Annotated in this window: 13 protein-coding genes and 1 pseudogene; 8 read left to right on the top strand and 6 right to left on the bottom strand. The window is 70.5% G+C overall.

What is annotated here, in order from left to right; all coding sequences use genetic code 11:
• The first annotated feature begins 435 nt into the window (after window positions 1-435).
• The 4 genes from ACZ5TL_RS21000 to ACZ5TL_RS20985 all read left to right on the top strand — a co-directional run bounded on the left by ACZ5TL_RS21000 (window position 436) and on the right by ACZ5TL_RS20985 (window position 5,744).
• Window positions 436-1,476 carry a LacI family DNA-binding transcriptional regulator gene (locus ACZ5TL_RS21000; RefSeq protein ID WP_468591532.1) on the top strand — a complete coding sequence of 347 codons (1,041 nt, stop codon included), beginning with the start codon at window positions 436-438 and terminating at the stop codon, window positions 1,474-1,476.
• Window positions 1,473-2,237 (top strand): SDR family NAD(P)-dependent oxidoreductase, encoded by a 765-nt coding sequence (locus tag ACZ5TL_RS20995; RefSeq protein ID WP_468591531.1) that lies wholly within the window; start codon window positions 1,473-1,475, stop codon window positions 2,235-2,237. Before ACZ5TL_RS21000 ends, ACZ5TL_RS20995 begins: the two co-directional genes overlap by 4 nt.
• A gap of 168 nt (window positions 2,238-2,405) precedes the next feature.
• Entirely contained in the window at window positions 2,406-3,551 is a 1,146-nt protein-coding gene (dgoD, locus tag ACZ5TL_RS20990; RefSeq protein ID WP_468591530.1) for a galactonate dehydratase, read from the top strand.
• Between the two features lie 132 nt (window positions 3,552-3,683).
• Window positions 3,684-5,744, top strand: a complete 2,061-nt coding sequence (locus ACZ5TL_RS20985; RefSeq protein WP_468591529.1) for a beta-galactosidase — start codon at window positions 3,684-3,686, stop codon at window positions 5,742-5,744.
• A gap of 664 nt (window positions 5,745-6,408) precedes the next feature.
• On the opposite strand, the gene ACZ5TL_RS20980 is transcribed toward ACZ5TL_RS20985, so the two are convergent.
• Window positions 6,409-9,360: a glycoside hydrolase family 2 TIM barrel-domain containing protein gene (locus ACZ5TL_RS20980; protein ID WP_468591527.1), complete on the bottom strand. Its 2,952-nt coding sequence runs from the start codon at window positions 9,358-9,360 to the stop codon at window positions 6,409-6,411.
• 64 nt (window positions 9,361-9,424) lie between these two features.
• Window positions 9,425-10,420, bottom strand: coding sequence for a LacI family DNA-binding transcriptional regulator (locus ACZ5TL_RS20975; protein ID WP_468591525.1), 996 nt, complete (start codon window positions 10,418-10,420; stop codon window positions 9,425-9,427).
• 436 nt (window positions 10,421-10,856) lie between these two features.
• Here ACZ5TL_RS20975 and ACZ5TL_RS20970 point away from each other — a divergent pair, with 436 nt between their 5' ends.
• From ACZ5TL_RS20970 to ACZ5TL_RS20960, 3 genes are all read left to right on the top strand, one after another.
• Window positions 10,857-12,944, top strand: a complete 2,088-nt coding sequence (locus ACZ5TL_RS20970; protein WP_468591524.1) for a glycoside hydrolase family 31 protein — start codon at window positions 10,857-10,859, stop codon at window positions 12,942-12,944.
• A gap of 385 nt (window positions 12,945-13,329) precedes the next feature.
• The gene (locus ACZ5TL_RS20965; RefSeq protein WP_468591522.1) at window positions 13,330-14,349 is read left to right on the top strand and encodes a DUF2599 domain-containing protein; all 1,020 of its coding nucleotides are present in this window, start codon (window positions 13,330-13,332) and stop codon (window positions 14,347-14,349) included.
• Window positions 14,234-15,313, top strand: a complete 1,080-nt coding sequence (locus ACZ5TL_RS20960; RefSeq protein ID WP_468591521.1) for a PKD domain-containing protein — start codon at window positions 14,234-14,236, stop codon at window positions 15,311-15,313. The genes ACZ5TL_RS20965 and ACZ5TL_RS20960 overlap by 116 nt, the downstream gene beginning before the upstream one ends.
• Before the next feature lie 875 nt (window positions 15,314-16,188).
• Here ACZ5TL_RS20960 and ACZ5TL_RS20955 read toward each other — a convergent pair.
• The 4 genes and pseudogenes from ACZ5TL_RS20955 to ACZ5TL_RS20940 form a co-directional block, all read right to left on the bottom strand.
• Entirely contained in the window at window positions 16,189-21,414 is a 5,226-nt protein-coding gene (locus ACZ5TL_RS20955; protein ID WP_468591520.1) for a family 43 glycosylhydrolase, read from the bottom strand.
• A 386-nt stretch (window positions 21,415-21,800) separates the two neighbouring features.
• Window positions 21,801-22,105: pseudogene (locus tag ACZ5TL_RS20950) on the bottom strand (potassium-transporting ATPase subunit B); the annotation flags it as partial.
• A 54-nt stretch (window positions 22,106-22,159) separates the two neighbouring features.
• Window positions 22,160-22,882, bottom strand: a complete 723-nt coding sequence (locus ACZ5TL_RS20945) for a potassium channel family protein (protein WP_468591519.1) — start codon at window positions 22,880-22,882, stop codon at window positions 22,160-22,162.
• Entirely contained in the window at window positions 22,875-24,248 is a 1,374-nt protein-coding gene (locus ACZ5TL_RS20940) for a TrkH family potassium uptake protein (RefSeq protein ID WP_468591518.1), read from the bottom strand. Before ACZ5TL_RS20940 ends, ACZ5TL_RS20945 begins: the two co-directional genes overlap by 8 nt.
• 193 nt (window positions 24,249-24,441) lie before the next feature.
• Between ACZ5TL_RS20940 and ACZ5TL_RS20935 the strand changes: the two genes are divergently transcribed.
• Window positions 24,442-24,666: a hypothetical protein gene (locus tag ACZ5TL_RS20935; protein WP_468591517.1), complete on the top strand. Its 225-nt coding sequence runs from the start codon at window positions 24,442-24,444 to the stop codon at window positions 24,664-24,666.
• Window positions 24,667-24,782 lie beyond the last annotated feature (116 nt).

The raw sequence follows: 24,782 nt of genomic DNA, 5'->3' as shown, positions 1-24,782 counted from the left end.
GCGCATGCGGCGTTGTGGGGAGGAGAAGCAGAAGGCGGAGAGCGGGGCCGGGGGCGGGGAGGAGCACCGGCCCCGCTCGGCCGTGGGGTGAGATGTCCCGAACCGGACACACGCACACCCGTGGTGCACATGTGCGGGTGTCGGCATGGCACGACTGTGAAGGCGACGGTGGTCGCGTTCGCGGTGAGCCTTTTCGGGGCACCCCTGGGCACACCCCACCCGTGGCCGGTAATGGCCGACTTGTGGTTGCCGAGGCGGTGACCGGTTTCCTTGGCTCTGTCCAGACGTATCGCTTATTTCCGCCTGAGGAAACCGGTTGACTGAAACTTCGGCGAACGTTAGGTTGCGACGCCAGAGGGTGTCAAGAGGTTGGAAAGCGCCATCGTCGGACACACAGAACGACTCCTGGCGCACAGCGGAAGAGGGGGAACTCACGTGCCGGAACAACCCGTCAGGGCCAGGCTGGTGGACGTGGCGGAGAGGGCGGGGGTCTCCAAGGCCACCGTGTCCAAGGTGCTCAACGGCAGGCAGGACCTGTCCGTACGGCCGGAGACCCGACGCCGCGTCCATGAGGCGGCCGAGTCGCTGGGCTACCGCCCCCACTCCGGAGCACGCGCCCTGGCCGGTGCCAGCACGCACGCCCTCGCCCTGCTGGTCCCCGCCCTCGCCAACCCCACGTACGTCACCATCGCCCGTGGCGCCTACCAGCGCGCCCGCGAGCTGGGCTATCTCTCCCTGCTGGCCGAGGACTTCGACGGGCAGGAAGCCGACGAGTCGTTCAACGACCTGGTGCAGGAGGGCCGTGTCGACGGGCTGCTCATCGCCTCCGCACGCCCCGGTCACCCCCTGCTGGACACGCTGAGCCACAGCCCGGTCCCGCATGTCTTCCTCAACCGCTCGGTGGAGGGCTCCGGCCGGAACGTCACCATGGACGTGGCCCGTTCCAGCGTGACCGCCCTCGACCACCTCCACTCACTCGGCCACCGCGCGGTCGGCCACATCGCGGGCCCGCCCGGCATCACTCCCAGTGAGGTCCGCACGGAGGCGTTCCTGCGACACGCCGAGGAACTCGGGCTGTCCGCCGCTCCGGTCGCGTGCGGGGACTTCACCGAGGACGGCGGCGTGTCCTGCGCGCTGGAGCTGTTGCGTCCGGCCGACGGCGGCACGCGTCCGCCGGTCACCGCGCTCTACACCAGCTCCCTCGCCCAGGCCATAGGCGCGATGGCGGCGGTCCGGCACCTCGGCCTGCGGATACCCGAGGACGTCTCTGTGGTCGGGAACGACGACCTGCCCGTCGCCGGCCACCTCTCCCCGCCGCTGACCACCGTGGCGATGCCCCTGTACGAGCTGGGCGCCGCGGCCGTGGAGGCCCTGGTGACCACCATCCAGGGCGCGCCCGCGGGAGACGTCGTCGTACCCACCGAACCACGCCTGATGCTGCGCGGTTCCACGGCAAGACCGGGAGAATCACCATGAGCCGCGCCGGGCTCACACGCTTCGCGGACCGTACCGCCCTGCTCACCGCGGCCGCCTCCGGCATCGGCGAGGCCACCGCCCATCGCCTCGCCGCGGAGGGGGCGTCGGTCCTCGTCACCGATGTGGACGCCGAGGGCGCCCGCCGGGTGGCCGAGGAGGTCCGCGCCCGGGGCGGACGGGCCCGGCACCGCGGACTCGACGTCACCTCGGCCGACGCCTGGGCCGAGGCCGTCGAGGCGGTGACGTCCTGGACCGGGCACCTCGACGTCCTGCACCTCAACGCCGGCCGGAACCGGTCCGGGGCGGCGCACGAGCTGGACGACGCCGCATGGCACGACCAGCTACGGCTCTGCCTCGACTCGGTGTTCTACGGCGTCCGGGCCGCTGTCCCCCTGCTGCGGACCGCCCGGGGCGCGGTGGTGATCACCTCGTCCGTGCACTCGGCCATCGGCTTCAAGGGCTTCCCCGCCTACGCGGCGGCCAAGGGCGGCATCGACGCCCTGGTACGCCAGCTCGCCGTCGAGTACGGCGGTGAGATCAGGTTCAACTCCATCCTTCCCGGCGCCGTGGTCACGGCCCTGTGGGCGCGCACACCGCCGGAGTACCAGGCCCGGACCGCCGCGCGTGCGCCGGTCGGCCGGCTCGGCACCCCCGAGGACATCGCGGCCGCCGTGGCCTTCTTCGCCTCCGACGACGCCTCGTTCATCACCGGCCAGAACCTGCTCGTGGACGGCGGCCGCAGCATCAGCTCCCACGAGTAGGGCGTGGCCGCCGCGGGTGGTCACGCAGGCGGCCGCGCGCGCCTGCCCCTGCCCTGCCCTGACCTGCCAACCCCGGCGTACACCCGCCCCGGCATCCCCTCACCCCGTACACCCCTGCCCGCAGCCACCGGCCCTCGGGCCGCGCACCCGGACCCGGAGGTCCGCACCATGAAGATCACTGGATACGAACTCTTCCTCGTCGAACCGCGCTGGCTCTTCCTGCGCGTCGACACGGACGAGGGCATCTCCGGCTGGGGAGAGCCCATCGTCGAGGGCAAGGCGCACACCGTCGCCCGTTGCGTCGAGGAGATGTTCGACTACCTCGTGGGGCAGGACCCGGCCCGCATCGAGGAGCACTGGCAGGTGCTCGCCAAGGGTGGCTTCTACCGGGGGGGTGTCGTGCTCAACAGCGCCCTGGCCGGCATCGACCAGGCCCTGTGGGACATCGCGGGCAAGACCCACGGCGTCCCGGTGCACCAACTGCTCGGCGGCCACGTGCGCGACCGGGTGCGTATCTACGGCTGGATCGGCGGGTCGACCCCGCAGAAGATGGCCGAATCGGCGGCCGAGCAGGTCGCCAAGGGCCTGACCGCGGTGAAGCTCAACCCCTGCGGGAAGCTGGAGCCGCTCGACACGCCCGCCGCGATCCACGCCATCGTGGACCGGGTGACCGCGGTGCGCGAGGCCATCGGCCCGGACCGCGACCTGGCGCTGGACTTCCACGGCCGCTTCAGCGGGGCGATGTCCCGTCGCGTCCTGCCGCTCCTCGAGCCCCTGCTGCCGATGTTCGTGGAGGAACCCGTACTGCCGGAGTTCACCCAGGACCTCGGCGCCGTGGTCCGCTCCACCTCCATCCCCATCGCCACCGGCGAGCGGCTCTACTCCCGCTGGGACTTCCGCTCCGTGCTGTCGGACGGCATCGCCGTGGCACAGCCGGACATCAGCCACGCCGGAGGCATCTCCGAGACCCGCCGCATCGCGGCGATGGCCGAGACGTACGACGTCCTGGTCGCGCCGCACTGCCCGCTCGGCCCGATCGCGCTGGCCGCCAGCCTGCAACTCGACTTCGCCGCCCCCAACTTCCTCATCCAGGAGCAGGCACTCGGTATCGGCTACGGCGACAGCAGCGGACTGCTGGACTATCTCGTCGATGCCGAGCCCTTCGCGTTCCGCGACGGTTACATCGACCGTCTGACCGCACCGGGCCTGGGTATCACCATCGACGAGAGCGCGGTCCGTGCGGCCGCCGAACGCGGACACCGCTGGCGCAACGACGTGTGGCGCAACGCCGACGGCTCGCTGGCCTCCTGGTGACAGCCCTGTCGTAGTGGAACAGCAGCCTTCCCTCCGGCCAGAAGTCCACCTCCGAGCTCAGGTCCCAGCTCTGACAGGGCACGGGACAGGTGCGCATCCGAGAGGAAACCCTCCGCTGTGTCCGATCCACGCATGAGCACCTTTCGCCGTCGGCTGCCGGGAGTCGTCTACGGCGGGGACTACAACCCGGAGCAGTGGCCGAGGGAGGTGTGGCAGGAGGACGTCCGGCTCATGCGAGCCGCGAACGTGCGGCTCGTGAGCCTGGGCGTCTTCTCCTGGGCCATGCTGGAGCCGGCCGACGGCCGGTTCGACTTCTCCTGGCTCGACGAGATCATGGACCTGCTGTGGTCGAACGGCATCCATGTCAACCTCGCGACACCGAACGCCGCGCCACCGCCGTGGCTGGCCACCGACTTTCCCGAGACGCTCTCGGCCGACCGGCGGGGAGTGCGGCACGGCATCGGCAGCCGAGGCCACTTCTGCCCCTCCTCCCCGGTCTACCGGGACCGCAGCCGGCGCATCGCGACCAAGCTGGCCGAGCGCTACGGGAAGCACCCCACCCTCGCGATGTGGCACATCGGCAACGAGTACCACTCCGACTGCTACTGCCCCTCGTGCGACGACCGCTTCCGCGCGTGGCTGCGGCAGCGGTACGGCACTCTGGACGAACTCAACGACCGGTGGGGCACGGCGTTCTGGAGCCAGCGCTACAGCGACTGGTCCCAGGTGCACCTGCCCGGTCCTGTGCGCGGCTGGGTCAACTCCTCCCGCGAGCTGGACTTCTCCCGCTTCACCTCGGACATCCTGCTGGAACTCGTCACGCACGAGCGCGACCTGCTGCACGGGATCACGCCCGAGGTGCCGGCGACCACCAACTTCTTCCAGTGCCGGCTGACCGACAGCCACCGGTGGGCGAAGGAGCTCGATGTCGTCGCCTTCGACTGCTACCCCGACCCGGGACAGCCCCACTCGCTGGTCACCGCCGCCTTCCAGTACGACCTGATGCGCTCCCTGCGCGGTGGCCGGCCCTGGATGCTGATGGAGCAGGCGGCCGGCGCGGTCAGCCAGTGGCAGACCAACCAGGTCAAGCAGCCGGGGCGGATGCGCCTGGGCTCCTACCAAGCCCTGGCGCACGGATCCGACGCGGTGATGTTCTTCCAGTGGCGGGCCTCACGCCAGGGGCAGGAGAAGTTCCACTCGGCGATGCTGCCGCACGGCGGTGAGAAGACCCGGACCTGGCAGGAGGTCAAGGCGCTCGGCAACGAACTGCGGGCCGTCGACGAGATCGCCACGGCGCGGACCAGCGCCCGGGTCGCGATCGTGTGGGACTGGCAGAACTGGTGGGCCGTGGAAGGCCGCGCCCACCCGGACAACACCTTCGACTACCGGGACACCGTGGCCCGGCACTACCGCGCCCTGTGGAACAGCCAGGTCGCCGTCGACGTCGTCACCCTCGACGACGACCTGTCGCCCTACCGCGTCCTGGTCGTCCCCAACCAGTACCTGATGACCTGTCAGCACAGCGCGTCGGTGCGCGGGTTCGTGGAGGACGGTGGCCATCTCGTCGTCTCGTACTTCTCCGGGATCGTCGACGAGGACGACCGGATCGTCGAGGGCGGCTGTCCCGGTGCCCTGCGCGAGATCATCGGCGCGCGCGTCCAGGAGTTCTCCCCGCTGCCCGCCGAGTCCACCGTGCCGGTCCGGGAGGCCGCCGGGCAGACCGCCCTGAACGGCTTCTCCGCGACCGCTTCCGGGTGGCAGGACGACCTCGAAACGGAGACCGCCCGCCCACTCGCCACCTACGGTCAGGGGCACCTCGCCGGTAAGGCCGCGGTGATCGAGCACGAACTCGGCGAGGGCCGTGCGGTGTATGTGGGAACGCGTCTGGACGACGACGCCCTCGAGGCGGTGGTGCGGCACGTCCTGGACCATGCCGGGGTTCGGCCGGTGCACGCCGCACCGCGGGGCGTCGAGACCACCGAGCGACGGACGGAGACCAGCGCCTACTTGTTCCTGCTGAACCACCGCCAGGACACGGTGACCCTCACTCTCGACCGCTCCGGCACCGACCTGATTACCGGACGCCGTCTCGAGGCCGGGGAGAGGCTCGTCCTCGATGCGGCGGACGTCGCCGTCGTGCGCAGTCCCCTGCCTCCCCCGGAGCACGCCGAGCCGTCGCCGAGCGGCGACTGAACCCCCTGATTCCAGCCCCACCCCATCAGTTGATCCCCTCGGTGCACCCTGTGCACCAGTACGGCAGCTCCAAGGTTCCGAGCGCCCAGGGCCACTCACCACGACTCCATCGCCACCGCAGGCAAGCTCCGCGGCACCCGGCGCCCTTCCTCACCACGACAGCGGCAGCCGACTCCACTGTCGCCCTCGCAGCCACCGCCCGCGCCGCGTCGCGACCACTGAGTTTCGTCCGTCGAGGTCGACGTGCGGCTCAGCGATGCTCAGTGCTCCCGCGTCACCGCCTGACGCAGGGCGGGCAGGTACCGGGCGGCCCCGCCGTCGTTGTGGATGCTGTGGCGAATTCGGCGAACGGCCGGCAAGTGGTGCGAGAGTCTCAGCGACACGCCGTGCACGCGGCGTGTCGCTGAGACCGTGCGGACACTTGGCTCCCGCCGCGCGACATTCGCCCACAGCATCGTTGTGGCCGGCGGGGCCGACGGGGCCGACGGGGCCGACGGGGCGGCCGACGGGGTCGGCGGGGCCGGCGGGGCCGGCGGGGCGAGTGTCGGCGTTGAGGTCGATGTGCTCCTTCGTGGTGTGGCCGTACACCGTGGCGCCCAGGGCGCCGTTGCCGGCGGCGGTGCCTAGGAGAGAACGCCGTCAGCGGCTTGTCGGTACCCCAGGTTCAGCACGGCCGGAAGCCGATCGTCAGGGTGACCGGGCGGGCGATCAGCTCGTGCTGGGGCTGGGTCGCGGGGCCGCAGGCACCGCTGCCGATGCCCTGCTGGGCGGCATCGAGGTTGACGTACACCCGGTCACGGGGCCGCAGGTCGGTGGTGTGCCGGGCCTGGTCGAGATCCGAGCTGGTCCAGGGCCGGACCGTGAGGTCGAGGTGGGGGTGGGCGGTGATGGCCAGGCCACTGCCCTGGCCGCCGGTCAGCCGGGCGTGGCGGACCTGACGCCGGTTGCCGTTCTCCTGCGGGAGCACGTACGGCGTCTGGAGGTCGTCGACGCGGGCGGTGAAGCGCCCGACGCGGACGGCGGCGGTGGTGTCGGAGTACGCCTCGCCGGGGCCGAGACCGAACCAGTCGACGGTCTCTATTTCCGGCGGGAGGGAGAGGCGGATGCCGATGCGCGGGAGCGGGCAGGGCCAGGTCCCGACGGGCTCGGTGGTCAGCGAGAGCCTCAGCAGCCCGGGGTCCTCGGCGTCGGCCGCCCAGCGGAAGACGGTGCGCATGGCGTAGTCGGCGCCGGCGGGGGCGGTGCGGGTGGTGACGTCCAGGCCGCCGTCGTGGGGCCGGACGCGGACGGTCCGGTGTTCGAGGCGGTCCAGGCCCGCTTTGCGCCAGGCCTCGGCGAGGGGGCCGCCCCAGGTGCGCAGGTCGTTGTCGGTGGGGGCGCGCCAGAGATCGAGGCGGGGACCGTCGACGTCGAGGTCGCCGCCGAGCCGCAGCAGCGTCCCGGTGACGGCGTCGAAGACCGCCGGGCCGAGAGCGTACGTGCCGTCGGCGAGGACCGGCGTCAACGGCCTTCCCAGTGGCGGGGCTTCGGGCGCCGGGCCGACGGTCGCGGCCTGGGACCAGGCGATCTCGTGCCCGGCCGGGGCCCAGGGCTCGTCCTCGGCCAGCTCGGCGGTGACCGTCACCCAGCGCTCCTCGCCCTCCTCCAGGGGGGCGTCGCAGAGCTTGGCCAGGGCCTCGGGCCAGGTCAGTTCGGCGGCGGCGCCCGCGGCGACCGGCGGTACCGCGAGTTCCCCGTCGCCCCGGACGTGGCCCTGGTCCTCGACCGTCCAGCGGAACCGCAGATGTGCGGTGTCGAGGGTGTGCAGGTGGCTGCGGACGCGGATGGTTCGGCCGGCCGGGTCGACGGTGATCCGGACCGGCTCAACGGCCTTCTTGTACTCGGTGAGGCCGGGCGAGGGGGTGCGGTCGGCGAAGACGAGGCCGTCGCAGACGAAGTTGTCGTCGTGCACCGGTTCGCCGAAGTCACCGCCGTACGCGAAGTGTTCGCGGCCGTCCGGGGTCCGGCGCCGGATGCCGTGGTCGATCCACTCCCAGACGAAGCCGCCGTGCAGCCTCGGATAGCTCTCGAAGAGGTCCTGGTACTCGCTCAGGCCGCCGGGTCCGTTGCCCATGGCGTGCGCGTACTCGCACAGGATGAAGGGCATGGTGCGCCGCCTGGCGTCCTGGGCCGGGTCACGGGTGACGGACTCGTGTCCGCGGCCGATCACGCCCAGCCTGTTGTAGTCGATGTACATCTGGCTGAAGACGTCCGTGTAGTCACAGTTGTCGTCGCCCTCGTAGTGGATGAGCCGCTCCGGGTCGCGCTCGCGCGTCCATTCGGCCATGGCCCGCAGGTTGGAGCCGTGCCCGGCCTCGTTGCCGAGCGACCACATGACGACCGACGGGTGGTTCTTGTCGCGCTCGACCATGCGGCGCATCCGGTCGAGGAACGCCTCGCGCCAGCGCGGATCGTCGCTGGGGTTGCCCTCCCAGCCGACCAGGCCGAAGCCGTGGGTCTCCAGGTCGCACTCGTCGACGACCCACAAACCGTACTCGTCGCACAGGTCGAGGAACGCGGAGTCCGGCGGGTAATGGCTGGTGCGTACGGCGTTGACGTTGTGCCGCTTCATCAGCAGCACGTCGGCGAGCATGTCCTCGTGGCTGAGGGTGCGCCCGGTGTCGGGGTTCCACTCGTGGCGGTTGATGCCGCGGAAGAGCACGGGCCGCCCGTTGGCGAGGATGAGGCCGTCTCGGACCTCGATCCGGCGGAAGCCGATCCGCAGCGGGATCCGCTCCCCCGCGGTCGCCAACTCGGCGTCGTAGAGCCTGGGTCGCTCTGCGGACCAGGGCACGATCCCGGCGACGGTGTGCGGCCCGGCGGGGTCGGCGTCGGTGATGCCCAGCTCGGGGACGGTCAGACGGGCCGGTGCGCCGGTGGTCTGTACGGAGAGGGTGCCGTGCCCGGTGAGGTGGTCGTAGTCGGCGTGGACGAAGACGTCGGTGAGCGCGCCGTCCGGGCGGGAGAGCAGGGCGACGGGGCGGAAGATACCCGACAGCCACCACATGTCCTGGTCTTCCAGGTAGCTGGCGGCCGACCACTGGTGCACGCGTACGGCCAGGGTGTTGGGCCCGCCCGCCCTGACGGTGTCGGTGACGTCGAACTCGGTGGGCAGGCGGCTGCCCTTGCCGTCACCGAGGAGGGTGCCGTTGAGCCAGACGGCGAAGCAGGAGTCGACGCCCTCGAAGCGCAGCAGCGTACGCCCGGCCGGCCACAGGGCAGGGAGGGTGAACTCGCGGCGGTACTCCCCCGTCGGGTTGGCGTCGGGGACGTGTGGCGGGTCGATCGGGAAGGGGAAGATCTGGTTGGTGTAGGCCGGCGCCCCGAAGCGCGGCTCGCCCGGCAGCCCGTCCATCTGCCAGCAGGACGGCACCGCGATCGTGTCCCAGCCGCTGTCGTCGAAGCCGTCCGCCTCGAAGCCCTCGGTGACGTGCGGCAGGCCTGCGGCGAGATGGAACCGCCAGGTGCCGGTCAGGTCCAGGACGGGAGCGTCCGACGTGAAGGCGGCGCGGGGCTGCGCGCGGCCGTGACCCGGCGAGTGGTTTTCCAGGTAGTCGTGCGCGGTGGACTCGCTCATGGGGCACTCTCCTGAGGCGGTGCGGGCGTGGAAGGGGGCTGGGCGCACGGCCCTGCCCGTGATGTCATCCGGTCGGCGGTGCGGAGCTCGCGCGGACCAGGAGTTCGGGGGTGGTGAGGGCCAGCGAGGGCGGCACGGGCCGGTTCTCGGCGATCCCGCGCAGCAGAAGTCCGGTGGCCTCCTGGGCCATCTGCCGTTTCGGGAGGGCCACGGTGGTCAGCGGCGGATGAGCGTGTGCGGCCTGCGGGATGTCGTCGATGCCGACGACCGAGACGTCCTCGGGTACCCGCAGGCCGTGTCGCTGTACGGCCTCCATCACCCCCAGGGCGATGGCGTCGGTGGACGCGAACACCGCCGTCGGGCGGTCGGGGGCGTCCAGGGCGAGCATGGCCGCGTCGTATCCGGACTCGGAAGTCGCCCTGGGGGTGGGGAACACCGAGCCTTCGGGGACGTCGAGGCCGTCCTCGGCGAAGGCACGCTTGGCGCCGCTGACCCTGATGCGGTGTGCCGGGAGGTCGGCGATCACCGTCAGCCGGCGGTGGCCGAGCTCCCTCAGGTGCAGGCCGGCCAGATACCCGGCCTGCTCGTAGTCGATGGTGACCACGGGCAGCGTGTCCGGCGGGTCGATCTCCCAGGCGCACAGGACGACCGGCAGGCCGTAGTCGTCCAGCAGCGGGACGTGGTCGCTCAGGTCGGAGTCGCCGGCCACCAGAAGCGCGTCCACGGACCGGCTGGACAAGGAGGTCAGGTGCCGGCGGGCGCGCTCGCCGGCACCCCGGGTCGTGGCCAGGAGCAGGTGATAGCCGTGCTCTTCCAGCAGGGTCTCCACTTCCTCCACCACCTCCGAGTAGAACGGGTTGGCGATGGTGGGCACGATGAAGCCGATGGTCATCGTCGTACCGGTGGCCAGACTGCGCGCGACCAGGTTCGGGGTGTAGCCCAGCTCCGTGATCGCCGCCTCGACTCTGGCCCTGGTGCCGGGGCTGACGACCGACCGCCCCCGGACCACATTGGAGACGGTCTGCTTGGTGACGCCGGCGCGCTTCGCGACATCGGCCATGGTGACCACGGAGCGGTACCACCTCTCATTTGACCGGTAAAACGACGGGCCCCGGATTCTTACAGCGGCCGAAGAGAGCAGTCAAGGCGTTCACCGTTCAGGTCTTCCGCCGGGCTCGGACCAGCCCGAAGAGAGGGCGGCAGGCGACTTCTTGACGCACCCCGACCTGCGTGGCTAACGTCTTGCCCCGCCAAGCATTTGACCGGTCAAAAGTCCGAGCGGACTCGACGGCGTCCGGTCGTGGGAGCACCTGCTGCTCAACCGACGACGGCCCCGGCGCCCGCAACACCCTCACAGACCCCGAACGGATCGCCCCCGCATGGTCGACGCCGGCGGCGTTACCGCAGGTGCTGACCTCCACGCTGCCACCGCTGTCCTGGAACGTCATCCGCGCGGCTGTCACCGCGGCCCGGAACTGAGAAGGAACGCTGTTTCCATGACTCTCTTCAGCGCTCAGGGCGGCGCCCTCGAACGGCGCGCCCCGCACGAGGTCCTGGTCATCGAGCCGTGGGGCCCGCACTCGGTACGGGTCCGCGCCCGCGCCCTGCGAGACCTCGACGAAGCGGTCGCCGGCCGCAGCCTCGACGGCGGCACCGTCACCCACACCGACTACGCCGTCACCTCCGGCGGGATCGACGACACGCTCCCCGGGGCCCTCGACGTCCCCGCCGCCGGCCCGCCCGCCACCGTGACCGCCTACGACGACGGCACCGCCCGCCTCGTCAACGGCCGGCTCACGGTCGAGGCCGACCGGGGCGGCAAGCTGCGCTTCCTGCACACCGCCACCGGTCGCGAACTGCTCGCCGACAAGCGTCCGTACACCTGGTATCCGGAGCCGCGCGCGTACGCACCGCTCGCCGACGGCACGTATCGCGTCGAGCAGAGCTTCGAGGCGTACGACGGTGAGCGGATCCACGGCCTGGGCCAGCATCTGCACGGCCGCCTGGACCAGAAGGGCCTGGTGGTCGACCTGGTCCAGGGCAACACCATCGCCGCCATCCCCTTTCTGCACTCCTCCCGTGGCTACGGCCTGCTGTGGAACAACCCGGCGATGGGCCGGGTCGAGCTGGGCGCGGACACCACGCGCTGGGTCGCCGACTCCGCCAGGCAGATCGACTACTGGGTCACGGCGGGTGACACCCCGGCCGAGATCATGGAGGCCTACGCCGACGCCACCGGCCATCCGCCGCTACTGCCCGAATGGGCGGCCGGTTTCTGGCAGTCCAAGCTGCGCTACCGCACGCAGGACGAACTCCTGGCCGTCGCCCGCGAGTACAAGGAGCGCGGGCTGCCGCTGTCGGTGATCGTCTGCGACTTCTTCCACTGGACCCGTATGGGCGACTGGGACTTCGACGAGACCGACTGGCCCGACCCGGTCGCCATGGTCAAGGAGCTGGACTCGCTCGGCGTCAGGCTCGCGGTGTCCGTCTGGCCCACGGTGGAGCCCGGGAGCGACAACTACGAAGCCCTGCTGGCCGCCGGACACCTCGTCTGCGACAGCCACGGCGGTTTGCTGACCTTCCCCTGGCCCTCCCGGGGCCACGGCGAGAACCACCAGCCGATGGCGTACCTCGACTCCACCGCCCCCGCCGCCCGCCGCCACCTCTGGCAGCAGCTGCGCGAGCACTACCGAGCGCTCGGCGTCGCCGCCTTCTGGCTGGACGCCTGCGAGCCCGATCTGACCCCGGAACTCGCCGCCCGCGCGGTCTACTCGGCGGGCCCCGGCGTCCAGGTCGGCAATCTGTACGGGCTCCTGCAGGCGCGCGCCGTCGCCGACGGGCTGGTCGAGGACGGCGAGGACCGCCCGCTCACTCTGATCCGCTCCGCCTGGGCCGGCAGCCAGCGCTACGGCGCCGCCCTCTGGTCCGGCGACATCCGCCCCACCTTCGAGTCGCTGGCCCAGCAGGTGCGGGCCGGGCTGAACGTCGCGATGAGCGGCATCCCGTGGTGGAACACCGACATCGGCGGCTTCTCCGGCGGCGACCCGGCCGATCCCGCGTATCAGGAGGTGCTGGTCCGCTGGTTCCAGTACGGCACCTTCAGCCCGATCATGCGCCTGCACGGCGACCGTGAGCCCACCCGCCCCTTCTCGGCAGACATGACCGGCGGGCCGAACGAGGTCTGGTCCTACGGACCGCGGGCCTACCCGATCCTCACCGAACACCTGCGGCTGCGCGAGCGCCTGCGCCCCTACTTGCTGGAACTGTCCGTACAGGCGCACCGCACCGGCGCCCCGGTCATGCGGCCGCTGTTCTTCGGCTTCCCGGGCGACGACCACGCCTGGAGGGTCGACGACCAGTTCCTGCTGGGCCCCGACATCCTGGTCGCGCCGGTCACCGAGCCGGGCGCCCGCAGCCGCACCGTCTACCTGCCTGCCGGGACCCGCTGGACCGACACCGCCACGGGCGAGGTCCACGAGGGCGGCACGGCACCCGACGTGGCCGCCCCGCTGGAGCGCATCCCGGTCTTCGTCCGCGAGGGCGCCGCCGCCAGAGACGCTTTCACTTCCACGAACGCCGCATGACGACTCAGTGCGTTGTGGCAGACCGGATCTCGTTCGAGTTGGCGGCGCTCGCCCGGCGCCAAGTGCAGCACCACCTTTGGCGGCAGCCCCCGCTCACCACCGATGTCGACGGACTCGACGTATCTCGTGACGTCGCGGCCCTCCACGACAACCCCGTACGAGCTGCCGTTGAAGGTCATCAGAAAGCGTTTCAGGTTCGTCGGCGGCAGAGCCGAAACCAGTGCAACCCAGGCCTAGTTGACACACGATACCCTCACGAATCTCACGTCCCGCTCACCTATGGAAACCCTATTTTCTCTACGCTTCCCCTCCCGTGCCGCGCGCAGGACCCGGCCGTCCGGCACGGAGCACCCGCGCGGCCAGAGCCTGTGGGGGGTTATTGGTCATGAGCCGTGTGAAGAGAGCGTTACTGCATGCCACCGTCGTCCTGGCAACGGTCCTCGGCCTGCTGGCCGTGCCGTTCGGGCCGGGCGCGTCGCAGGAGGCGCAGGCCGCGACGAGCTCGGGGAAGATCTACGTCGACGACGAGCTCTTCGGCATCGCCAACTTCAACGCCGGCCTGCACTACTTCCATCACCACGCGGACTCCGATCCCGACCGGCACAACTTCTTCCAGGTCATGGACGTGTGCAACGACGGGGCGAGCCTCTCCCTCAGCTGGTCCGGTGATGACGTGGGGGACGGTGAGTGGCGCCAGGACGACTGCACCGGCTTCCTGCCCTTCCGTACGTACGTCGTCGAGACCGACTACAAGTGGCGGTCGGAAATGGCCGCCATGGTCTGGAGCATGAATGCCTACGCCGCCGACGGTGACCGCCTGGGCGGCACCGGTGTGCAAAGCGACTGGGCCGGCTCCTTCTCACGGGACGGCGACGATCTGTACTGGTACTCCAGCGTCTACGAGGAGGCGTACTCGTCGACCAGGGACTCCGTGGTCCTCACGGTGATCCCGACGGACAAGGCTCTGGGCGTCCACCTCCCCGACACCATCGACGCGTACACCGAGCAGATCTGGAACCGCGCCACGGACAAGACCCCGCTCCCCGCCTCCGTCTCCGCGGACGAGCGGGAGTCGATGTACAAGCAGCTGTGGTGCCACGTGAAGTTCAACGCCGACGGTCTCGCCGGCGGCCACACCTGGGACCTGGAGGCGGCGCACCCGAACGTCAGCTGGGAACGGGTGAACAACGGCATCAAGGACCACGAATGCAACTGGGGCACCCAAGGTGACGGCGGCTGGTGGAGCGTCCCCGCCCAGCGACCGCGGTGCCCCGGAGGACATGGAGCCCATGGTGGACGCCGGCTCCGACGTGTCCGTCGACGAGGGGTCGCCGGTCACCCTCAAGGGCACGGCGGCCGACGACAACGGCACCCCCACCACCACCTGGAAGTTCACCCCGGGTGACAACGTGGACGAGGGCGCGACCTGCACGTTCGCCGACGCGTCCGCCCCTCGCACCACCCTCACCTGCACCGACGACGGCACGTACACCGCGACCCTCACTGCCGACGACGGCGTCAACTCCCCTGTCTCCGACTCCGCCACCGTCACGGTCCGCAACGTCGCCCCGGCCCTGAAGGTGGCTGCTCCCGCCGACTGGGACGTCCACCGCGTGAACTCCGACGTCGAGGTGAAGGCGTCGTTCACCGACCCCGGCAGCAACGACAGCCACACCTGCAAGGTGACGTGGGACGATGGCACCACCTCCGCCTTCCCCGCCAAGGATGGCTCCTGCGACGCCACCCACGTCTACGACCACGCCGGAATGGACACGATCACCGTCGAGGTGACCGACGACGACGCCGGCAAGGACGACAGCGAGCACATGGTCGTCGTCTACGAACCCCGGGCCGGCCTGGTCAGCGGAACCGGAACGCTCGCCGACGGCGCCGGCTACGGCATCACCGCGAAGTACCCGGCGACCGGCTCCACCGTGCCGGCCGGAACGGTGACCCTGGCCGTCCCCACAGAGGATGGGAAGCGGACCCTGGTATCCACCCACCTCGACTGGCTGGTGATCACCCCGCAGGGCAAGGTCGCCGTCAAGGGTCGCTCGGCCACCCACGGCTTCGTCGGATACCTGGAGAAGGACGCCTTCCGGGGCGTCGTCTGGCCGCTTTCCGAGGGGCCGAACCCGCCCGGGAAGCCGCTCTACGACAGCACTCCGGGAGGGGACTGGGACGTGGACAAGGCAGCTCCGCAGCCGCTGCGTACCGGCCTCACGGTGATCGACACCGGCTGGATCCCGGGCCTGCCGATCCTCTCCGGCGGCCTCCTCGGGGGCCTCGGCTCCACGCTCGCCTCAGTCATCGGCGGCCTGCCCACGCTCGGGGCGGACGTGTCCACGACGGGCGGCAGCATGGTCTGACGCGCGTTCCAGACCGGCGACGGGACGGTGTGTCGGTCGGGCTCCGTGTCCCACCGACACACCTCGGCGCCCCTGCTCCGAGTTCGGCGATCCGCATCGTCAAGACGAGAGGAGCGCCAGCTGCGCCGCCTTCGTCACACAGCCCCAAAAGCGGTCATCTCGCCACAAATACGGCACCCATGGGACATGATTCCGCGGCAAGCGCGCCAACAGCAAAGATGCTGGTTCACAAGACCCGCCATGTGGTCAACGCCCTGCCGAAGTCGGCGCAGGCTCGGGCGTCCGGATCAGAAGAAGGAGGTGGAGAAGGTGCGTCACCGCGCCTACACGCTCGAGGCGCGCGGCTGACTGGTGCGCGAGACCGGTGGGCTGTTCAGCCCTGCGCCGCAGGCAGTCGGTGAGCCCGCTTCTCCGGCCCGCGCGGAGCGTCCCCGGCCAGACGGCGGGTCAGCCTGATCGAGGCGGCCCACCACACCATCTGCTCATGGTCGGTGCGACGCTCGTGATCGCGGTTGAGGCGGCGTGAGCGCGACAGCCAATGTCGGGGATCGGTCTGGCGCTGAAGTTAGTTCTCCAAGCTGCGCGAGGCGGGTCCGCGGCCGCTCCTGCTGGGTGCGGTCCTCTGGGCCGCCGTCGGGGCGGCCGGTGCCGGTCTGCAGTCGATCACCGGCCGGCTCTGAGCTCAGGACGGACAGGGGTCCGCCTGTCCCGTTCCGTTTCCCGCTGACGAACAACGGCTGGGACCCGTCTGAGGCCCGGTCGGCGGAGCTTGAGAACGCGTGGGGCACGTGCCCGGCACTCGACACGCGGCCGGTGAGTCATGGCGCGGTATCCAGCCGCCACGACCCACCGGCCGGTGATCTTCGAAGACGGACCTACCGCCGCTTGGGTCCGATGGCGATGACGCCCTTCGTCCTGGCGCCGGTCCTGTTGTCGTAGAGGACATCGCCGGTGGACCTGTTCCAGATCTTGATGCGGAAGGTGTCCGGGCCGTCGGTGGCGGTGACTCTGAAGGCGTAGCCGCTCTTGCCGCTCACCGTGCCGGTGCCCTGGTGGACGGCCTGGGAGCCGTTCACCACGAGCCAGTCGGAGCCGGTGGAGCGGAAGGTGAGCCGGGCGGAGCCGAAGACGAACGTGGCCTTGCCGGCGGGGACGGTGGCTCCCTTCCGGTACTGGGCGCTCAGGGTGAACGCCGCTTTGCCGGTCAGCCCCGGCTCGGCCGGGTAGGCACCGGCCGGTGAGGTGATCACGCCGACGCCGGCCGCGGGTCCGGCGGCACGGTCGTAGACGATCAGCTCCGCGAGCGTGGTGGTGTCCGTGCCCTCGTCGTCGTCGGTGACCGTGACGACCGGGCGGTGGATGCCCGCGTCCCGGTAGACGTGTGCGGCGCGGCAGCCGGAGTCGGTGACCGTCCCGGTCGTCGGCCTGCTGCCGTCCTTCCAGTCGACCTCGCAGGTCTGGCCGTCGGCCGTGCCCGGATCGTCGAAGGAGGCCGTCACCACGGCGGACCTGCCCACCGGGACGGGCGAGCCGGGGCCCTCGGCGGAGGTGATCGACGGGGCGGCGTTGGAGACCTTGACGGTCGCGGTGTCGGTGCCGCGCCCGCCGGTCAGGGTGACCCGGAAGGTGCCGTCGTCGGTACAGGTGAGGGTCGTGCGGGCCGCCGCGGGGTCCTTGACGGCGCACGGGGCGCCGTCCTGGACGGTCCACTTGGGGGTGCCGGCCCCGGAGACGGTGCCGGCGAGCCTGATCGCCTCGCCCTCGGTGCCGGTGGCGTCCGGCCCGGCGTGGACGACGGTGACCGGGTCGATGCCGCCCAGGGTCGGGACGACCTTCTCGATCAGGCCGTCGGAGTCGAACTCCAGCTTGTCGATGGTGGTTTCGCGGTGGGTTCCGTCACCGCCGGGAATGGCGAAGCGGTGGTAGGCGATGTACCAGTCGCCGGTGTTCGGGACGTGGACGACGGAGTGGTGGCCCGGGCCCTTGATGCCCAGGGACAGGTCCTTCTCCAGGATCACGCCCCGCTTGGTCCACGGCCCGGTGGGCGAGGCTCCGGTCGCGTAGGCGACGCGGTAGTTCTCGTCCCGGGTGTCGTTCTCCGACCACATGAAGTAGTAGGTGCCCTCGCGCTTGATGACGAAGGCCCCCTCGTTGTAGCCGCTCGGGGTGATGTCCGTGACCTTCGAGGTGTCGATGGAGGTCATGTCGTCGCCCAGCGGGACGACGTAGGCGCGGCCGTTGCCCCAGTAGAGGTACTTCTCGCCGTCGTCGTCGGTGAAGACCGCCGGGTCGATCATCTGGCCGCGGAAGTCGCCGGCCTTCAGCAGCGGCTTGCCCAGGGCGTCCTTGAACGGTCCGGTGGGCGAGTCGGAGACGGCGACGCCGATGTTCGCGTCGGCGCAGAAGTAGAAGTAGTACTTCCCGTCCTTCTCGGTCATCGCCGGCGCCCAGGCCCTGCTGTCGGCCCAGCTGACGTCCGGCCCCAGGTCGAGGATGACGCCGTGGTCCTTCCAGTGGACCAGGTCCGTGGAGGAGTAGGCCTTGAACCGCGTGCCGCTCCAGCCCTCGAAGCCGTCGGTCGTCGGGTAGAGGTAGAAGGTGTCGCCGAAGCGCATGATGTGCGGGTCGGCGTTCAGCCCCGGCAGGACCGGTGTCTTCATGATCAGGGCCGACACGGTCCAGGTGCGCTGCGCGCCGTCGGAGCCGGTCACCTCGTACGTCACGGGCTTGGTGAAGTCCCGCACGCTGCCGGAGGCGGGGCTGATCGAGGCACCGTTGGCGAGGCTGAACTCCGGTGCCAGGGCGGTGATGTCCGTGCCCGCCTTCAGCGGCAGGGTGATCCTGCTGTCGGCGTCGTCGATCAGTGCGTCGGCCTTCAGCGCCGGGTGGGTCACCTTCGCGATGCCCGTCGTGTTGCCGCTGAGCTCCTGGACCTCCGCGGAGGACAGGGCCCGGTCGTAGACGCGGAAGTCGTCGACCTCGCCGCCGAAGTAGGGGTCCGCCCCGTACAGCGACCTGCCGATGTAGCCGCTGTGGTCCTTGTCCGCGTCGTACAGGTCGGACGGCTTGATGCCGACACCGGTCGCGCGGGCCGCCTCGAAGCCTTCGACGTACAGGACCATCGTGCCGGTCGTGCCGTCGAGGGTCACGGTGACGTGCCGCCACTGCCCCGGCGTGAGCTGTGAACCGGCCGTCACCTTGGACTCCGCCTGCCAACTGGCCTTCGTGATCGCCGAGTACAGCTTGGAACCGCCGTTGGACGGAGTGGCGAAGAGGTACTTGTCGCTGTCGGGACCCAGCCCGAACAGCCACTGGAAGGCGTCGCCGCCCTTCCACTTGGCGTACGTCGAAACCGTCACGCTGGCGGCGTCCTTCAGCACGCCGTTCGGGATCTTCACGTACGGAGAGGTGGTGGAGTTGCTGGAACCGCCGGACATCCTGAACGAGCCGCCGTGTACGCCGCTGCCGAAGTCGGGGGTGCGGACGTAGGTGCCGTGGTGGCCGTGCCCGCTCGCGTCACGGGCGATGCTGCCGCCCGTCTCGTCGAAGTCGTAGTGCAGGAGCAGGTCCGCCGGGACGTCGGAGCCCTCCGCCGACACGGTGACCTCGGCCCGGACCGGAATCGCGGCGCCGCTCGGCAGGCTGCCGGTCACGGTGAAGGTGCCCGCCCGTGCGTACGACGACGCCGGCACGTCCGCCCAGTCGACGGAGACCGGACGCCTGACGCCGTCGGCGTACTCGGCGACGACCGTGGCCGGCAGGACCGGGGCTTCGCCGACCCGCGTCTTCACCGACACGTCCTCGACGCTCTTGACCAGCTGGTCGGGCTGGTAGGCGCGCAGCAGCCGGTCGTACTCGGCCTGGGTGACCGGCAGCACGGTGCCGTGCCTGGGCTTGGCGGGCAGGTCGTAGCCGGTGGAGGGGGTCCAGGTGCCGGAGTCGAGGTCGGTCGTCTCGAACGGGATGTAGCCGCGGCCGCCGAACTCGTCGAGGAACGCGTACCACTTCTGCTCGGTGTTGGACTTGAACACCAGTGGTCCCTCGGCGGCGTTCATCGCGCCCTTGCCGATGCCCTCGGCGACCGCGGTCCAGGACGGGTTCCGGATCGAGTCGCTCTTCTCCTGGAAGATGAACTTGCTGTTGGGGGTGGAGGATGAGTTGTTCCGCTCGTCCTTGGACAGGCGGTAGTACGTGCCGTCGTGCCGGATCATCGTGGAGTCGATGACCGAGTAGCCGCGGTCGATCCAGACCTTGGGCTCGCTGAAGGTGTGGAAGTCGCGGGTGGTGGCGTACATCATGCGGTTGTACGTGTTGCCGGAGTGGTCGGCGTTGTCGTAGAGCTTCGACGCCCAGAAGACGACGTACTCGCCGCGCTCGGCGTCGTAGAACGCCTCCGGCGCCCAGGTGTTGCCGGCGCTGTCGGGTGACACCCTGACCAGGCGCTGGTTCGTCCAGTGCACCAGGTCGGTGGACTCCCAGACCATGATGGACTTGCTGCCGGTGCGCTGGGAGGCGTCCCAGTCGCCGTTGCCGTAGATCCTGAGGTCGGTGGCGATCTGGTAGAACTTGTCGCCCTCCGGGGAGCGGATGATGAACGGGTCGCGCAGGCCCTTCTCGCCGAGGGTGGAGGTGAGGACCGGTTTGCCGTCGTTCAGTTCACGCCAGTGCAGCGGGTCGTTGCCCTTGCTGAGGGCTGCGTAGAGCTGTTCGCCGTCCGAGGTGCCCTCGCCGGTGAAGTAGCTGAACATGTAGCCCTTGAGGGCGGCCTCGGCGGGCAGTTCGGGCACCTTGGCCGTCATGACGCGTCTGGCCTCGGCCTCGCCCTTGGTGACGGTGGCGGTCAGCTCGACGGTGGTGGCGCCGTCGCCGTGCGTGGGGCGGTGCACCTCGCCGTCGGCGGATACGACGTCCGGTTTCGCGGAGGACCAGGTCACGGCCGTGCCGAAGGCGCCCCTCCTGGGCAGGGTGAGGTTGCCGCGTGCGTCGTCGAGGTTGTGCACCGTGAGCGCCTCGGCCGCCTGCCGGGTGGCGGCGGCGTCGTCGAGCGCGGGCCGGACCGTGACGTCGAAGGTCCTGGTGCCGGTCACGGTGCCCTTCCTCAGGGTCGCCGTGAGCGTGGCACGGCCGTCCGGTGAGCCGGCCTCGGGGCGGGTCACCTTGCCGCTGTCGGACACCACGGACGGGTTGTCGCTGCTCCAGCTGATGGCGGAGCCACCGGCCGTGCCGGTCCTGGGCAGGTCCAGGTCGGAGGTGATGCCGCTGGTGTCGCCGAGGCTCAGGGCTTCCTCGTCGTCGGCGACACCTTGCGTGGCGACGGGGAGGGAGAGCTGCTCGACCTCCGCACCGTCCAGTGCCCGGTCGTAGACACGGAAGTCGCGTATCCGGCCCTTGAAGAGCTTGTCGCCGTCGTAGACGGACTTGCCGATGTGGTTGGCCTTGGTGGTGCCGGAGCCGATGGCGCCGGGCGTGGTGGTCACCGAGGTGTTGCGGCCGACCTCGACACCGTCCTCGTAGAGGACACCCGTGGAGCCGGTCTGGGCGTAGGTGACCTGCTTCCACACGCCACGGGTCAGATGGTGGGAGTCGGACGGCTTGGTGGTCTGCTCGGTCGACCAGTTGCCCGTCGCGACGGAGGTGCGGAAGGAGTTCCCGGTGGTGAACAGGTAGCCGTTGCCGCTGCCCGCGCTGCTGTTGCCGAAACCGTAGAGGAAGTAGGGCGTGCTCTGAGTGGAGTCGATCATCACGTCCATGGAGACGGTGATCGAGTCCATGCCCTTCATGATGTCGTCCGGCACCTTGATGTAGGTGTCGGATCCGTTGAAGGCGAGCCCCTGACCGGATGCCGACCAGTCGGCGGTGCCGCTGACCGTGCCGTCCCGGCCGTTGCCGGAGGCGTCGGTGACGGTACTGCCGGAGCCTGCGTCGAGCTTGTACCACAGGGCCAGGCCGTCGGTGATGTCCGCGGCCGCCGGTGCCGCCTCTGCCGCCTGTGCGGGAGCGGTGGGTCCGGCGAGGGTGAGCAGCATCGACGCGGCGGTCAGTCCGGCGAGTTGGCCCGCCCGACGTCTCGCGCGGCTGCGAAGTCGTGCGACGTGCGTCATATCGAGGTTCCCTGCTGAGGCATGGTTGATGACGGGCAAGGCGGAACGCAGAACGATGAGCGGCAGAGGCGACGGCAAGTCCCTTCCGTGAACGTGCCGTTACACGCGGGGAATGTGTGTTGCGAGAGTCTCAGTCGACTCCCGGGGCAGCGTCAATAGGTTCCGAACAATGTCCGACAGGTCGAACACTTCTGTCCGACTCGCGGTGATCCACGGCGGCGAGCCGGGCCGTACGTGGTCGGCCCCCTGTCCCTGGAAGGCCATCAGTTCCCGGCCCGGTTCCCTGAGCGCGGACGGTCAGGGCCGTTTCACCCCAGTCACGCGCTTGACCTGGATCCGCGCGTACGCCGGGGAGATGTCCGGGTCAAGGCGGAGGCGGAGCCGGTGACCGCGTTTTTGAGATGGATGACACCCAGGATCCGGGCGCCGTCGGTGACCTCGACGGGCGTCCAGCAGCGGCGTACCGCAGCCTTCGGAGATCCGGTCGCGACGCACTCGGCGTCCTCGGCGGCCGTGCCGCCCTGTTCGCACACCCACGCCACGACCGAACCGGCCGCGCCTTTGCGGACCTTACGGGTGATGCCGCCTTCGGTGAGGTCGGCACCCACATCCGCGTCCGGGCGGTGAAAGTGATCCACTCGGCGTGCGCCGGCTGTCTCCAGTGGCGCTCGCGCAGCCCGTACTGCGGCCGTCCTTGGCGGCTCCCTTTCGGCAGCCCGTACGCCCTTGACGCGCTCCATACGCCTCAGCTGAGCTCGGCGAAGGCCTCCACCGCGTGGGTCTTGCCGGTGACCACGAGGACGTCGCCCTTCTGCACGACCGTTTCGGCGGTGGCGTACGTGAAGTCCTCGCCGGGGCGTTTGATGCCGACGACCGTGATGCCGTATCTGGTGCGGACCTGGCTCCGGGCGAGGGGGACGCCGGTGATGAGGTCCGGGGCGACGGTCTTGACCAGCGCGTAGTCGTCGTCGAACTCGATGAAGTCGAGCATGCGGCCGGTGACCAGGTGGGCGACGCGTTCGCCCATCTCGTGCTCGGGCAGGACGACGTGGTGGATGCCGAGGCGTTCGAGGATCTGGCCGTGCTGGCGGCTGATGGCCTTGGCCCAGATGTTGGGGACCTCGGCCTCCAGCAGGTTGGAGCTGACCAGGATGCTGGCCTCGATATCGGTGCCGATACCGACGACGGCGCTGGTGAACTCGTGGACGCCGAGCTGGTGCAGCACCTCGGGGTCGGTGCAGTCGGCGACCGCCGAGTGGGTCAGGCCGTCGCTGTACTTCTGCACCAGGCGGGGGTCGGTGTCGATGCCGAGCACGTCCCAGCCACGGTGCATCAGCTCGTTGGCCAGCGAGCTGCCGAAGCGGCCGAGGCCGATGACCGCGACCCGCTGGTCTCCGGTGGAGGGGACGTGCTGGTCGGCCGGGCGCTTGCGGCGGCGCCGGCGCAGGGAGTGCAGGAAGTTAACCAATGACGGGTCGCTCCTCGGGCAGTTCGTAGCGGCGTTTGCGCTCACGCAGGGCAAGCGCCGAGACCAGGGTGACCGGGCCCAGCCGCCCGATGAACATCAGCAGGACGAGGATCAGCCGGCCGGCGTCCGGGAAGTCGGCGGTGATGCCGGTGGACAGGCCGACGGTGGCGAAAGCGGAGACGGCCTCGAAGAGCACACCCTCGAAGGGCAGCGTGGTCATGCCCAGCAGGGCGAGTGTGGCGGTCATGACCAGTCCGACGCCGAGCAGCGCGACGGTGAGGGCCTGGCGCAGGACGTGCGGGGCGAGCCTGCGGCCGAGGACCGAGGAGGTGGGTTCGCCCCGTACCTCGGCGATGATCGCGACGGCCAGCACCGCGAACGTGGTGACCTTGATGCCGCCGGCGGTGCCCGCGCTGCCGCCGCCGATGAACATGAGCATGCAGGTCATGAGGAGCGTGGAGGCGTGCATCGCCCCGATGTCGACGGAGTTGAAGCCCGCGGTGCGGGTCATCGTGGAGTGGAAGAACCCGTTCAGTAGCTTCTCGGGCCAGTCGAGGGGGCCCAGGGTGCCGGAGTTGGTCCACTCCAGCAGACAGGTCAGCCCGGTGCCCACGGCGAGCAGGACGACGGTGGTGGCGAGGGTCAGTCTGGTGTGCAGGGTCCAGTTGCGGCGGCCGGTGGTGCGGCGTCGGTGCCGGTGGCGCAGCAGTTCCAGGAGCACCGGGAAGCCGAGGCCGCCGAGGATCACGGCCACGGCGATCGGCAGCGTGACCCACGGGTCCCGGGCGTAGCGGGTGAGGCTGTCGGTGTGCAGGCCGAAACCGGCGTTGTTGAAGGCCGACACGGCGTGGAAGTAGCCCAGGTACGCGGCGTCGCCGATGGAGTAGCCGTAGCCGAAGCGGAACCGCAGGGAGAGGGCCGCGCCGACCGCGAGTTCCACGATCAGGGTGGTGCCGGCCACGCCGAGCAGCACCCGGCGCACGTCGCCGATGCCGAGGCTCTTGGTCTCCGCCTGCGCGGTGAGCTGCATCCGCAGGCCCAGCTTTCCGGAGACCAGCAGGGCGAGCAGGGACGCCATCGTCATGATGCCGAAGCCGCCGACCTGGATCAGCGCGAGGATCACGCCCTCGCCGAATCCGCTCCAGTACGTGCCGGTGTCCACGACCGCCAGGCCCGTCACGCAGACGGCCGAGGTGGCGGTGAACAGCGCGGTGACCAGCCCGGTGGCCGTGCCGTCCTCGGTGGCGGCCGGCAGCGCGAGCAGCCCGGTCGCGAGCACGGTCACGGCGGCGAAGGCCAGCACCACCGTACGGGCCGGGTGCGCCGCGAACAGCGATCGGCGTACCCGCGCGGAACGTCCGGCCACCACTGCCTTCCTCTGTACGTCCAGTCCGTCATGGACTGGTTTGGGCTTCGTACGGAGCCCGTCACACCCCGCGCGGCCGTCACCCTACCCCGCGCCGGCTCACACGGCCGTCCGGCCGCGACACGGTCCCGCCGGCTCTCGGTTCCCGGCAGCTGACTCGCCAAGCGGGCCGGCCCGGGGCACGCTGGGAAGTGTGAGCAGCGCGCCGATCGTCGTACACCCGCTCTCCCCCACAGGTGGCCGGAGCGTCACCGCGCACTCCCGGGGCCGGGACGAGATCCTCGGCACCGCCTACAGCGATCACGATCTGGTGGTGTTCCTCGAGGGCGCGGGCATCCACGATCCCGACAGCATCCTGGACGACGACCAGTGGATCGAGTGGCGCGGCGGCCGCGCGCACCAGTGGAGTGCCGCCTGAGCTGTTCTCCGCGGCCCGGCGCGTGCGGTGCGTGGCCGGCTCGGTGGTCGCGCTCGGCCTTCCCAGGTGGCCGGTTCGCGAGGGCGGTGCCTTCTTCGCCGGCTCCGGGGCGACGC

Source organism: Streptomyces sp. NPDC033136 (genome assembly GCF_055578235.1).
The sequence above is the reverse complement of the archived record's forward strand: the minus strand, read 5'-3'. Positions and strand labels throughout refer to the sequence as shown.

Coding starts and splice junctions, on each gene's coding strand:
- ACZ5TL_RS20975 (WP_468591525.1), bottom strand. CDS start 10,420: ATGGCCGATGTCGCGAAGCGCGCCGGCGTCACCAAGCAGACCGTCTCC.
- ACZ5TL_RS20970 (WP_468591524.1), top strand. CDS start 10,857: ATGACTCTCTTCAGCGCTCAGGGCGGCGCCCTCGAACGGCGCGCCCCG.
- ACZ5TL_RS20985 (WP_468591529.1), top strand. CDS start 3,684: ATGAGCACCTTTCGCCGTCGGCTGCCGGGAGTCGTCTACGGCGGGGAC.
- ACZ5TL_RS20980 (WP_468591527.1), bottom strand. CDS start 9,360: ATGAGCGAGTCCACCGCGCACGACTACCTGGAAAACCACTCGCCGGGT.
- ACZ5TL_RS20955 (WP_468591520.1), bottom strand. CDS start 21,414: ATGACGCACGTCGCACGACTTCGCAGCCGCGCGAGACGTCGGGCGGGC.
- dgoD (WP_468591530.1), top strand. CDS start 2,406: ATGAAGATCACTGGATACGAACTCTTCCTCGTCGAACCGCGCTGGCTC.
- ACZ5TL_RS20965 (WP_468591522.1), top strand. CDS start 13,330: ATGAGCCGTGTGAAGAGAGCGTTACTGCATGCCACCGTCGTCCTGGCA.
- ACZ5TL_RS20960 (WP_468591521.1), top strand. CDS start 14,234: ATGGTGGACGCCGGCTCCGACGTGTCCGTCGACGAGGGGTCGCCGGTC.
- ACZ5TL_RS20995 (WP_468591531.1), top strand. CDS start 1,473: ATGAGCCGCGCCGGGCTCACACGCTTCGCGGACCGTACCGCCCTGCTC.